Consider the following 13,605-nt stretch of genomic DNA (forward strand, 5'->3'; position numbering starts at 1 on the left):
GCCCACCACCGTTCGGTGGTGGGCGGCGCTGCGTTCTCTGTAACAATTTTCCCATCAGTCACAGCGCGGCACCCCCGCGACCGGCTCTCCTACGTGTACAAACAAGGTTCGGGACGGGGGACATCCGGCACAGCAGCGCCCGTGTGTGGGCGCCCGGTAACGCAGGAAGCGAGCGATGCAGATGCGAACCCAGCTTGGCGGTCACCGGAGCAGATCGGGCGGCAGCGCACGATCCGAGAGCAGCGGCACACGTTCGGTGGGACGCGGGAAGCGGCGTGCACTCGGGCTGCTCGCAGCCGCGCTCGTGGCACCGCTCGCAGCCGGGATGACCACGGTGCCGGTCGCTTCCGCGCAACCTCTCGCGACCCAAGCCGACCCTGTCGGCCAGAACCAGTCGGGTGCGACGGTGCGTGCGGTCGACTGGCTCACGGACCGCCGCGTGGCGCTGTGGATCGACTCCCCGTCGATGGGAACGCCCATCCAGGTGCAGATGCTCCTCGCCCGCGACTGGAACATCGCGCCGGAGAAGCGCTTTCCGTCCGTGTTCATGCTCGACGGGATGCGCGCCCGCGACGACCAGAGCGGCTGGACGCTCGAAACGGACGCCGAGGCGTTCTTCGCCGACAAGAACGTCAACGTCGTCCTTCCGGTCGGTGGCCAGTCCAGCTTCTACTCGGACTGGGTGGACCAGAACAACGGCCAGAACTACAAGTGGGAGACGTTCCTGACGAAGGAACTCCCACCGATCCTCGAGAAGGACTGGCGCAGCACGGACAAGCGCGGTGTCGTCGGCCTCTCGATGGGCGGCACGGCCGCGATGTTCCTCCCGGCGCGCAACCCCGGTTTCGCGCAGTTCGCCGCATCGCTGTCGGGCATCCTCACCACCACGACCCTCGGCATGCCCGAGGCCATCCACTACGCGATGCAGGATGCGGGTGGGTTCGACTCGGAGGCGATGTGGGGTGAACCCGGCGGCGAGGGCTGGGAGGCGCACGACCCGTATCTCCTCGCCGACAAGCTGCGAGGCGTGAGCCTGTACGTGTCGAGCGGAAGCGGCAGTGCCGGTCCGTACGACGACCCGTCGAGCGTTCCCGGCGTCAGTACCAACTACGCGGGCATGGGCCTCGAAATCTTGTCGCGCCTGACGTCCCAGGCGTTCGCGACGAAGCTGAAGAAGACCGGTATCCCGGCGCAGATCGTGTACCGGCCCTCCGGCACCCACACGTGGAAGTACTGGGAATTCGAGCTGCACCAGTTGTGGCCGCAGCTCGCGAACACACTCGGTGTCGAGGTGGAGAAGCCGGCGTGCGCGCCTGCCGGAGCCATCGCAGACGTTGCCGGTGCCGGCCCGTGGCTGGGCGACTGCCTCACCGCCGAATACCCGGTTGCCGGTGGCACCGTGCAGGACTTCCGCTTCGGGCGGGTCTTCTCGTCCGACGGAGTGACCGTCCCGGTCGCCGGCGCGATCGGCGGGCTCTACCAGGGCAGCGGCGGACCCGCGGGAGCGCTCGGCTACCCGGTCACCGAGGAACGCGGCACCGCGGACGGGCGCGGCCGGTACAACCACTTCCGCAACGGCGCGATCTACTGGACTCCCGAACACGGCGCGCGCCCGGTGCGGGGCGCGATCTTCGAAGAGTGGAAGCGCCAGGGCTGGGAAGGTGGCCCTCTCGGTTACCCGGTCCTCGACGAGGCGCGAACCCCGGACGGTCGCGGCGTCGTGCAGGGCTTCGAGATCGGGGCGATGTACTGGTCGGAGCAGACCGGCGCGCACGCGGTCCAGGGCATGATCATGGACAAGTACGGTCAGCTCGGCTACGAGGGCGGAGTGCTCGGGTTCCCGATCTCGAGCGAGCAGGTCGTCAAGGACAACGGCCGCGTCGCCGACTTCGAGAACGGCCGCATCTACTGGAGCCAGCCCACCGGCGCGTGGCCCGTGCGCGGCAAGGTCCTCGACGCGTGGTCCGCGGAGGGTGCCGAGAACGGCCGCCTGGGCTATCCCGTCGGCGACGAGTTCCCGGCCGAGGGTGGACGCGGTGTCCAGCAGAACTTCCAGAACGGCTTCGTCACCGTCGACGGCGACGCGGTTACGCTGCACCCGTAACCCGCCCGGGGACTGTTACTCCCGCACGCGCGGCCGTACGGAGCGAGGCGCTCCGTGCGGCCGCGCGTGCGCTATGTAGCCTGGGGCACACCCTGTTCCAGTTCTGCTCGATACCGGATGTGAGGACACCACCACATGCCTGCACGGACCCGCTCGCGCTCCACCCGCGTCTTCGGCGCACTCGCCGCGGCAATCGCCGCCACCGCAGTTCTGTCCGCCTGCGGAAGCGACGACTCCACCGCTACGAGCACACCGACGACGACCGGTGTGACGACGTCGACCAGTACGGTGTCTCCCACCGACGAGGCGGACGAGACCGGCGCGGGCGAGACCTCGAGCACCACCGCGAGTGGTGACGAGTCCGCACCGCCCGCCGCGACGCCGGCCCCCGGTGGCGGGGCACCCGGTGGGGCGCCCGCTCCCACCGCGGAAGGCGACGAGTTCCTCGCCGCGCTGCGTGCCGAGGGTGTCGAGCCGTCCGACGAGGCCGGCGCGATCAGCATCGCGGACTACATCTGCAGCGCTCAGGCGCAGGGTGGCTCCCCGTCCGAGGTGAAGACGTTCGTCACCGCCTTGGTCGGCAGCGAGTCGGTCACCTCCGGAGGCGAGATCACCGAGGAACAGGCCGCTGCTACCGCGGACACTTACATCGCCGTCGCGGGCGACACGTACTGCAGCTAGGAAGGTCGGCACGATGGTCAGGACGAAGCAGCGCCGTAGTGGGCGCACAATCGTGGTTCTGGGGGCGCTGCTCCTCCTGGCCGTCGTGCTGGTGCTCTGGTACCTGCTTGCGGGACGGCTCGATGTGCCGGGCCCGACCCCACCGCAGGGTCCCGACGACACGCAGTCGCAGCCGGCGTCGTGCCCGGATGTGCAGGTCGTCAGCGTGCCGGGGACGTGGGAGTCGGCGATCGGGGACGATCCCTACAACCCGACCGCAAATCCCATGTCGTTGATGCTCAACGTGACGCGCCCGCTCCAGGAGCGGTTCGATCCGCAGCGGGCGGACGTGTACACCGTCCCGTACGTCGCTCAGTTCTCGAACCCGATCGCCATTCCCCCGGACGGTCAGCAGTCGTACAACAACAGCCGCGGCGCGGGTACGGCGGCGACCACAGATTTCCTGTCGCAGCGCTTCGCCGAGTGCCCGCTCACGAGCTATGTGCTCACCGGCTTTTCGCAGGGTGCGGTGATCGTGGGTGACGTAGCGGCGCAGATCGGTGCCGGCAACGGTCCGGTTCCGGCGGATCGTGTCCTCGGGGTCGCGCTGATCGCGGACGGCCGGCGCGACGGCGTGTCGGGAACCGACATCGGAGCCCCGGTCGCGGGAGTGGGCGCGGAACTGTCGCTCGCCGGACTGCGACTGCCGGGCATCACCATGACGGGCGAACGTCCGGGCGGTTTCGGAGCGCTCGACGACCGCACCGTGCAGATCTGCGCGCCGACCGACAGCATCTGCGACGCCCCTGCGAACGCGTTCAATCCGTCGAACTGGGCGACTGCTGCGCCGCGCATCCTCGAGTACGTGAACAACCCGATCCATGCGCAGTACAACTGGTATGTCGTCGACGAGAACGGGACCACCGCACCGCAGTGGATCACGTCGTGGGCGACCGATTTGATCGAATCCGCCCCGCATCCTGCCGAGGAGTGAGGTTCCTCGAGGGTTACTCGCCAGTAGTGTCGGTCGTCACCACCGGGTGCAACGGTCCTGCCGTCGGCCTCTAGACTCATCCCTCGGCCGACACGCCCGGCCGATCCGGGGCGCGCGGTTCGCGATGACTGCCACAGGAGAAGAGGTCCGATGGGTGCCAGCGACGGAGCGGCGAATACCCGCCCGGCGATGGGGCGTACCCGCACCGGCGACCTCGGCCTCCGCTGCGTTCCGATGATCCACGTCACTACCACGTCGTCCGCGCGTCTGCGCGTCGATATCGGTCCGGTGCGCCGCGCGCACGTTTCGGGCGGGCCGAGGCGGGTACTGCGCAGGTCGGGGGATGACACCGGCACGCATACCGGGCCCGGGACCCCTGCGGAAAGGGCGCCGAATGTGCACAGCGGGTCGGCGATGTCGTATGTTGGTGGCTTCCCGAAGGGGACGGAAGTGCCTGTCCCGTCGATTCCGGTATTCGTGGGGTGGGTAAGCGATGCCGATCTGTAACATATCCGTGACCTCGGACCGATGAACACCTTCAGTGAGTCGTACACAGACGCTGTTCGCGGTGTTCGAGGAGATGATCTGGCAGCGCAAGAAAGAGTTAGGGGCGCAACCATGTCGAGTGGTTGTGGGATCGCTTCGACAGGGAGAAGGAATTGAGCGTCGGGTTCGAAGAGTTCATCGATGAAAACGGCCGGATCAACTTGCCGGAGGGGAACACGCTGCTCGATCACCTCGAGCAGAACGTGGCCTCCAACGGTGACGAGACGGCTTACCGCTACATCGACTACTCGCGGGAACGGGACGGTGAGGTCCACGAACTGACGTGGAACCAATTCGGCGTCCGGCTCAAGGCCATCGCCGCGCGATTGCAGCAGGTCACCGATCCCGGCGACCGGGTAGCGATCCTCGCCCCTCAGGGCCTCGACTACGTGGTCTCCTTCTTCGCCGCGATCTACGCGGGCGTCATCGCCGTACCGCTGTTCGATCCCGACGAGCCCGGCCACACGGACCGGTTGCACGCCGTTCTGGGCGACTGCACTCCGAGCGCGATCCTCACCGCCACCTCGTCTGCCGCAGGTGTCCGGCAGTTCTTCCGCCCCCTCCCCGCCGCGCAGCGTCCCCGGGTAATCGCCGTCGACGCGATCCCCGACACGCTCGCGGACTCGTGGACCAGCCCCGCGGTCTCCACCGACGACATCGCGTACCTGCAGTACACGTCGGGCTCGACCCGCGTCCCGGCCGGCGTGGAGATCACCCACCGCTCGGTGCTCACCAACGTCATCCAGATGGCCGATTCGATCGAGCTCAACGAGACCTCGCGTGGCGTGACCTGGTTGCCGCTGTTCCACGACATGGGCCTGCTGACGGTGATCCTGCCCGCGATCGGCGGAAAGTACATCACCATCATGAGCCCGCGTGCGTTCGTCGCACGTCCCGGTCGCTGGATCCGCGAACTCGCCGCCGTCTCCGACGGTGCCGGCACGTTCGCCGCCGCGCCCAACTTCGCCTTCGAGCACGCCGCCGCGCGCGGCCTGCCCAAGGACGGCGAAACCCTCGACCTGAGCAACGTCATCGGCCTGATCAACGGCAGCGAGCCGGTGACCACGTCGTCGATGCGCAAGTTCAACGAGGCGTTCGCGCCGTACGGCCTGCCCAAGACCGCGATCAAGCCGTCGTACGGGATGGCCGAGGCGACGCTGTTCGTCTCGTCCACCAAGCACAGCGACGAAGCGAAGGTCCTCTACGTCGACCGCGACGAACTCAACCGTGGCCGGGTCGTGCGCGTCGACCGCGACGCCGAGAACGCGATCCCGCAGGTGTCCTGTGGTTTCGTGTCGATCAGCCAGTGGGCCGCGATCGTCGACGCCGAGACCGGCGCCGAGGTTCCGGACGAGCACGTCGGCGAGATCTGGCTGCGCGGCGACAACGTCGGCATCGGCTATTGGGGTCGTAAGAAGGAAACCGACGAGACCTTCCACAACAAGATCACGCAGCGGCTTCCCGAGGGCAGCCACGCCGAGGGCACCCCCGACGACGCCAAGTGGCTCCGCACGGGCGACTACGGCGTGTACATCGACGGTGAGCTGTACATCACCGGACGCGTCAAGGACCTCGTCATCGTCGACGGCCGCAATCACTACCCGCAGGACCTCGAGTACTCGGCTCAGGAGGCCAGCCCCGCGCTGCGCCCCGGGTTCGTGGCCGCGTTCGCGGTTCCTGCCAACCAGCTCCCGCAGGTGGTGTTCGAGAACGCCGCCTCGGGCCTCGAGTTCGACGCGGACGATTCGTCCGAGCAACTCGTCGTGGTCGCCGAGCGCGCACCGGGTGCGGGCAAGGTCGACCCGCAGCCGGTCGCGGATGCCGTGCGCGCCGCGATCTCGGCACGCCACGGCGTGACGGCGCGCGACGTGCTGCTCGTTCCCGCGGGTTCCATCCCGCGTACTTCCAGCGGAAAGATCGCACGGCGCGCCTGCAAGGCCGCCTACATCGAGGGAACGCTGCGCGGTGGTCACCAGCAGCAGGCGTTCCCCGACAGCGTGTGAAGAAATGTTCTTGTTCCCGGGTAGCGTGGTGGGTTGATGGCTGACATGGAAATGACCGTTGCGGAACTGCGTGACTGGCTGCGGAACTGGATCGCAAACACGACCGGCCAGCCGGTCTCGCAGATCACGGATGATCGTCCGCTCGAGGAGTTCGGACTGTCGTCCCGCGACGCGGTGGCCTTGAGCGGTGAGATCGAGGATCTTCTCGACGTCACCCTGAACGCGACGATCGCGTACCAGCATCCGACCATCGCGTCGCTGGCAACGCGCATCATCGAGGGCGAACCGGAACGTCCCGAAGACGACGACGACGCGTCCCTCTACGCGGCGCGACCGTCGGGGGCGTCGAAGGACATCGCGATCGTCGGTGTGTCGACGCGCTTCCCGGGTCATATCGAGACGCCGGAGCAGATGTGGGATCTGCTCTCGTCCGGGCGGGACGCCATCGGCGATCTTCCCGAGGGCCGCTGGTCGGAGTTCGAAGGCGACCCGGCCGTCCGCGAGTCGATCCGCAAGGCCAACACCCGTGGTGGCTACCTCGACGACGTCAAGGGCTTCGACGCCGAGTTCTTCGCGATGTCGCCGCGCGAGGTCGAGATGGTCGACCCGCAGCAGCGTCTCGCGCTCGAACTGACGTGGGAGGCGCTCGAGCACGCGCACATTCCTCCGAGCGACCTCAAGGGTGGTTCGGTCGGTGTCTTCATCGGCAGTTCGGCGAGCGACTACATGCTGCTGGCCTCGGTCGACCCGTCCGTTGCGCACCCGTACGCGCTGACGGGTACGTCGTCCGCGGTCATCGCCAACCGCGTCTCGTACTTCTACGACTTCCACGGCCCCTCGGTCACCCTCGACACGGCGTGCTCGTCGTCGCTCGTCGCGGTGCATCAGGCGGTGCGTGCGCTGCGCGGCGGTGAAGCCGATGTCGCGCTGGCCGGTGGCGTCAACATGCTGCTCGCGCCGGCCGGAACCCTCGGTTTCGACGAACTCGGTGTCATGGCTCCCGACGGCCGCATCAAGGCTTTCTCCGCCGACGCCGACGGCATGATCCGTGCCGAGGGCGGCGGTCTCGTCGTGCTCAAGCGTCTCGAGGACGCCGAGCGCGACGGCGACAACATTCTCGCCGTCATCGCCGGCACGGCCGTCAACCAGGACGGCCGTTCGAACGGTCTGGCCGCTCCCAACCCGGAAGCACAGGTCGACGTGCTGCGCCGGGCCTACCGGGACGCGCAGATCCTGCCGTCGGGTGTCGACTACATCGAGGCACACGGCACCGGCACGGTGCTCGGTGACCCGATCGAAGCCGATGCCCTCGGGCGGGTCGTCGGACGCGGCCGCGATGCCGACAAGCCGGTGCTCCTCGGTTCGGCGAAGACCAACTTCGGCCACCTCGAGTCGGCTGCCGGTGCTGCGGGCCTGATCAAGGTCGTGCTCGCGATGCAGGAGGACGCGCTTCCTCCGACGCTGAACTACACCGCGCCCAACCCGTACATTCCGTTCGACAAGGCGCATCTCCAGGTCATTCCCGACGGTGCGAAGTGGCCCCGGTACACGGGACGCGCGGTCGCGGGCATTTCCGGTTTCGGATTCGGCGGCACCAACGCGCATGTCGTGGTGCACGAATACACCGGCCCCGACGGGCAGGAAGCAGCCGAGGCCGAGGCCGAGGTCGAGATCGTGTCCGACGCCGTCTCCGAGATCGCCGAGACCCCCGCGGAACCGGCTCGTGAGATGCCGGTCGTGCTCGCGGTGTCCGCTCCGATGCCGTCCCGCCGTCGCCGCGCCGCTGCCGACCTCGCCGACTGGCTCGAGACCGAGCAGGGCAGCACGACTCCGCTCGCCGACGTCGCCCGCACGCTCGCGCGTCGCAATCACGGTCGCTCCCGCGCGGTCGTGGTCGCCGCCGACCGTGCCGAGGCCATCGCCGGTCTGCGCGCCGTCGCCGCCGGCAAGCCGGCCCAGGGTGTCTTCACCGCCGACTCTCCCGCGTCCGCGGGACCGGTGTGGGTGCTGTCCGGTTTCGGTGCCCAGCACCGGAAGATGGCAAAGCAGCTGTATCTCGAGAACCCGGTGTTCGCGCGGGCCGTGGACGAGGTCGACGAGCTGATCGTCGATGAGTCCGGTTACTCCATGACGGAGAAGTTCCTCGACGACAGCCAGGACTACGACGTCGAGACCGCGCAGGTCGGGATCTTCACGATCCAGATCGGCCTCGCGGCGGTACTGCGCCACCACGGTGCCGAGCCCGCCGCGATCGTCGGGCACTCGATGGGTGAGGCTGCCGGCGCGTACATCTCCGGTGGACTCGCGCTCGAGGACGCCGTGCGCGTCATCTGCGCCCGCTCGCGGCTGATGGGTGAGGCGGAAGGCCAGCTCGAGGGCGACGACATCCGTCTCATGGCGCTCGTCGAATACAGCGCCGACGAGATCACCTCGGTGCTCCCGGACTTCCCGCACCTCGAGGTGTGCGTCTACGCCGCGCCCACCCACACGGTCATCGGTGGCCCGCAGGGCGAGGTCAACGAGATCGTCGCCCGCGCCGAGGCCGAGGAGAAATTCGCTCGTGTCCTGCAGACGAAGGGCGCGAGCCACACCTCGCAGGTCGACCCGATTCTCGGTGAGCTCGCTGCCGAACTCGCCGGAATCGAGCCGCACCCGCTGAAGGTCGCCGTGTACTCGTCGGTGGACCAGGAAACCCTGTACCGGCCGGGACACGAAGGCATTCACGGGGTCGAGTACTGGACCAAGGGCATGCGCCACAGCGTGTACTTCACGCAGGCCGTGCGCCAGGCGCTGTCCGACGGCCACACCACCTTCGTGGAGCTCAACGCCAATCCCGCGACGCTCATGTCGGTCGCGTCGACCGCTTTCGACGCGGGCGTGCAGGACGGACAGTTCATCCAGACGCTCAAGCGCAAGGAAGACGAGTCGCTCGGCGTGCTCCTCGCCCTCGCGCAGCTGTATGTGCACGGGCATCCCGTGGACTTGGGCAGCCTGCTCCCCGAGGGGGACTACGCCGAGATCCCGCGGACCGCGTTCCTGCGGAAGCCGTACTGGGTCGAGGCCCGCATCGGCTCCGCGGGCAACAGCCGGGTTCCCGGTGCGCACGTCGCACTCCCCGACGGCCGGCACGTGTGGGAGGTGCAGGCTTCGGCCGTCGCCGATCCCGCCGCGCTGCTCGTGGCCGCGGCCTCGCAGGTGCTCGCGGACGTGACGCTCACCGCGTCGATGCCGCATGCACCGGTGCCCGCAGCCGGGACGCTCACCACCACGCTCACCCGCCATCCCGGTGGTGCGTCGCTGCAGGTACACGCTCTCGACGACGGCGGGTTCACGCTCGTCCACGAGGGTGTCGTCACCTCCGGTGAGGTGCTGTCCGCACCTGTTGCCGCCACCGCGGCGTCGACCCGTACGGACGAGGACACCGCCGAGGTGGCCGAGAGCGCCGGCGACCGATGGGATCCGGCCGGCTCGCAGACCCTCGAGGATCGGCTCGCGCTGATCGTCGCGGAGTCGATGGGATACGCGCCCGAGGACCTGCCGGTCGAGATTCCGCTGATCGAACTGGGCCTCGATTCGCTCATGGCGGTCCGGATCAAGAACCGGGTGGAGTACGAGTTCGACATTCCGCAACTCCAGATCTCCGCGGTGAAGGATGCGAGCCTGCGCGACGTCGCGAAGTACCTGCGGTACGCCGTCGAGAACCGCGAGGAAGTCGCGGCACTCGCCGAGCAGCAGGCCGCGGACAAGGCTGCCGAGCGCGCGGCGGACGCCGCAGAAGACGCAGCGGCCGACGAGCAGGCACCGACCTCGGTGGAGGACACCACGGTCGTCGCCGAAGCCGAGCAGATCCTGGAGGACGCGGCGCCTGCCGCTCCGGCCGAGACCGCGTCGCTGGACACCACCGATGACGGTGGCGTCGACGTGCCTCCGCGCGACGCCGCCGAACGCCTGACGTTCGCGTCGTGGGCGGTGGTCACCGGGCGGTCGGCGAAGAGCATCTTCAACACGCTTCCCACGCTGGACGACGAGAAAGCCGGCAAGCTCGCGGCCCGTCTGACGGAGCGTTCCGGAGGCAGCATCACCGTCGAGGATGTGCGGGGTGCTGCGACGATCGAGAAACTCGCGGATGTCGTCCGCGGATACCTCGAATCCTCCGACCGGATCGACGGATTGGTGCGCGCCCTGCGACCGCGGCCCGAGGGCTCGGATGCGGTGCCGGTGTTCGTCTTCCACCCGGCAGGTGGCTCCACCGTGGCGTACGAACCGCTGCTCAGGCGTCTTCCCGCCGATACGCCGATGTACGGCTTCGAACGCACCGAGGGACCGATCGAAGAGCGCGCCGCGGTCTATCTGCCGCTCATCGAGGAGATCCAGGGCGACGGCCCGTACGTGCTCTACGGCTGGTCGCTCGGAGGTGTGCTCGCCTACGCGGTGGCGCGCCTGTTGCGCGAACGCGGCAAGGACGTGCGTGTCGTCGGACTGATCGACACCGTCATGGCGGGCGAGAAGGTCGAGAACACGCCCGAGGAGATCAGGAAGCGCTGGCAGCGCTACGCGCGGTTCGCGAAGAAGACCTACGGCATCGAAGCACCGCTGCCGTACGACCTTCTGGCCGAGGCCGAGTCCGACGAGGACCAGATCGGAATCCTCATGGGCCTGCTCGAGATGAGCGGTGTCGAGATCCCCGGCGGCATCATCGAGCACCAGCGCACGTCGTGGCTCGACAACCGGGCGATCCAGACCGCGGAACTCGAAACCTACGACGGCGATGTCGTTCTCTACATGGCGGATCGCTACCACGACGACGCGATCGACCTGGAGCCGGCGTTCGGCACCCGGCAGCCCGACGGTGGCTGGGGAGACGTCGTCGCGAATCTGGAAGTCGTGTCGGTGGGTGGCGATCACCTGCAGATCGTCGACGAGCCGTACATCGCCAAGGTGGGGGCAGACCTGACCCGTAAGCTGGCCGCCATCGAGGCCTCGAGGAGCTGAACGAGTAGTGACCACCACCACGGCAGAAAAGCTGGCCGAGCTGCGCCAGAAACTGGAGATCGCGCAGGAACCTGCGGGCGAGATCGCAGTCGCCAAGCGCGCGAAGAAGGGCATTCCGAGTGCGCGTGAGCGCATCGACATGCTCCTCGACAAGGGGAGCTTCGTCGAGATCGGCGCGTTGATGAAGACGCCCGGCCGCGAGGACGCCTTCTACGGCGACGCCGTCGTCGTCGGGCACGGCACGGTCGAGGGCAGGCCGGTCGCGGTCTTCTCCCACGACCAGACGGTTCTCGGCGGCAGCGTCGGAGAGATGTTCGGCCGCAAGGTTTCCGCGGTCCTGGACTACGCCCTCAAAATCGGCTGCCCCGTCGTGGGCATCAACGATTCCGGTGGCGCGCGCGTGCAGGACGCCGTCACGTCGCTCGCCTGGTACGGCGAGATCGGGAAGCGCACCGAGCCGCTGTCGGGCCTGTGCCCGCAGATCTCGGTCATCGTCGGCAAGTGTGCCGGCGGTGCCGTGTACGCCCCGATCAACACCGATGTCGTGGTCGCGACCGAAGACGCCCACATGTTCGTCACCGGACCGGACGTCATCAAGGCCGTCACCGGTGAGGACGTCAGCCTTCATGAACTGGGAAGCGCGCGTAAGCAAGCCGAATACGGCAACGTGCACCACGTCGCGCCCGACGAGAAGGCCGCGTTCGAGTGGGTGCGCCAGTACCTGAGCTACATGCCGTCGAACGCGCAGGAGAAGCCGCCGGTCGTCAATCCCGGTCTGGAACCGGAAATCACGCCCGACGACCTCGAACTCGATTCGTTCATGCCGGACGCCGACAACTCCGGCTACGACATGCACGACATCCTGCTGAAGATTTTCGACGACGGCGACTTCTTCGAGGTCCGTTCGCAGACCGCGCACAACATCATCACCGGATACGCCCGCGTCGACGGCCGCCCGGTGGGTGTCGTCGCGAACCAGCCGCTCCATCTGTCCGGTGCGCTCGACGCGGCCGCAGCCGACAAGGCCGCGCACTTCGTCCGGGTCTGCGACGCCTACAGCATCCCGCTGGTCTTCGTCGTCGACACTCCGGGCTTCCTGCCCGGTGTGGAGCAGGAGAAGATCGGCGTCATCAAGCGTGGCGGCAGGTTCCTGTTCTCGTACGTCGAGGCGTCCGTGCCGAAGGTGACCGTGGTGGTGCGCAAGTCGTACGGCGGCGGTTACGCGGTGATGGGTTCCAAGCAACTCGGCGCCGACATCAACTTCGCGTGGCCGACGGCCCGCATCGCCGTGATGGGTGCCGAGTCCGCGGTTGCGGTCATCGGCCGCAAGCAGATTGCCGACGCGGGCGACAACGCTCCCGCCGTGCGTCAGCAGCTCATCAACTTCTACAACGAGCATGTGGCGACGCCGTACATCGCTGCCGAGCGCGGCTACATCGACGCCGTCATCGACCCGGCTTCGACGCGGCTCGAGATCCGGCGCGCGCTGAATCTGTTGCGCGACAAGACCGTGTTCAAGAACCCGCGCAAGCACCACCTGTTGCCGCTCTGACGGCCACCGTGTGACAACGATGCCGTAGCGGGCTGCACGCGCACTGTGCAGCCCACTACGGCATTCGTCTGTGCCGGTTAGACGGACAGGGCGCGGCGCACGTAGCCGACGATGTGCTCGACCTCTGCGTCGGCATCGAAGCTGGTGGTGTCTCGCCAGAGCAGGTGTTCCATCGAGGCGAGCAACAGGATCGACGTTGCGCGCGAATCCCGTTCGGGGTCGGTCGAGCCCAGCTCGCGGATCGGTCCGGCGAGCACCTCCGCGAGCGCGAACTCGAGATCCTCGCGCACCTTCGGCGCATGAGGACGACCGCCTCCCGCCGCGACGACATTGCGGGTCGCGGCTCCGATGCTCGGGTCGACCGCCTGACTGAGGACCGCGGCGACGCCCGCCCGGAGAGCGCCCTCGGGGCTTCCTGCCGCGTCCATCTTCCGGCGCAGGTAGTTCAAAAGCCGCTGGCTGCCCTCCTCGACCACGGCGTCGACGAAATCGCTCTTGCTCCGGAAGTACCGGTAGAAGGCGTCGTTCGACAGTCCGGCAGCGGTGACGATGTCCGCGACGCGTGCGGGAGCACCCTGCGTCAGCAGTTCTCGGCCGGCGCGGATGAGCCGGTCCACATCGCGACTCGCAGCCTCCTGCCGCGGGGTCAGACTCCGCCTGACCGCTTGGGTGGCTCGCGGGGAGAGCGACGAGGCGTCCGCGCTGTTCTCGATGGTCACTCCCGCATTCTAGGGATACGCGACATGGTTACCCG

At 68.0% G+C, this 13,605-nt stretch carries 7 protein-coding genes; 6 read left to right on the top strand and 1 reads right to left on the bottom strand.

Annotation, left to right across the window (positions count from 1 at the left end; translation table 11 throughout):
- The first annotated feature begins 175 nt into the window (after positions 1-175).
- The 6 genes from ACFWBU_RS14825 (at position 176) to ACFWBU_RS14850 (ending at position 12,851) form a co-directional block, all read left to right on the top strand.
- Complete coding sequence (locus tag ACFWBU_RS14825; RefSeq protein WP_169620777.1) at positions 176-2,104, top strand: alpha/beta hydrolase-fold protein; 1,929 nt, start codon at positions 176-178, stop codon at positions 2,102-2,104.
- Between the two features lie 135 nt (positions 2,105-2,239).
- On the top strand, positions 2,240-2,785 hold the full coding sequence (locus ACFWBU_RS14830) for a DUF732 domain-containing protein (protein ID WP_169620776.1): 546 nt from the start codon (positions 2,240-2,242) through the stop codon (positions 2,783-2,785).
- A gap of 13 nt (positions 2,786-2,798) precedes the next feature.
- The gene (locus ACFWBU_RS14835) at positions 2,799-3,758 is read left to right on the top strand and encodes a cutinase family protein (RefSeq protein WP_169620775.1); all 960 of its coding nucleotides are present in this window, start codon (positions 2,799-2,801) and stop codon (positions 3,756-3,758) included.
- Between the two features lie 659 nt (positions 3,759-4,417).
- Positions 4,418-6,307 carry a long-chain-fatty-acid--AMP ligase FadD32 gene (gene fadD32, locus ACFWBU_RS14840; RefSeq protein ID WP_169620774.1) on the top strand — a complete coding sequence of 630 codons (1,890 nt, stop codon included), beginning with the start codon at positions 4,418-4,420 and terminating at the stop codon, positions 6,305-6,307.
- A gap of 51 nt (positions 6,308-6,358) precedes the next feature.
- Complete coding sequence (gene pks13, locus ACFWBU_RS14845) at positions 6,359-11,299, top strand: polyketide synthase Pks13 (RefSeq protein WP_378528629.1); 4,941 nt, start codon at positions 6,359-6,361, stop codon at positions 11,297-11,299.
- A 7-nt stretch (positions 11,300-11,306) separates the two neighbouring features.
- Positions 11,307-12,851 (top strand): acyl-CoA carboxylase subunit beta, encoded by a 1,545-nt coding sequence (locus ACFWBU_RS14850; RefSeq protein WP_378528610.1) that lies wholly within the window; start codon positions 11,307-11,309, stop codon positions 12,849-12,851.
- 77 nt (positions 12,852-12,928) lie between these two features.
- Here ACFWBU_RS14850 and ACFWBU_RS14855 read toward each other — a convergent pair whose 3' ends face one another.
- Positions 12,929-13,570 carry a TetR/AcrR family transcriptional regulator gene (locus ACFWBU_RS14855; protein ID WP_169620772.1) on the bottom strand — a complete coding sequence of 214 codons (642 nt, stop codon included), beginning with the start codon at positions 13,568-13,570 and terminating at the stop codon, positions 12,929-12,931.
- Positions 13,571-13,605: the final 35 nt, after the last annotated feature.

The sequence above is a fragment of the Rhodococcus sp. NPDC060084 genome (assembly GCF_042730335.1).
In the GTDB taxonomy this organism is placed as follows: domain Bacteria; phylum Actinomycetota; class Actinomycetes; order Mycobacteriales; family Mycobacteriaceae; genus Rhodococcus.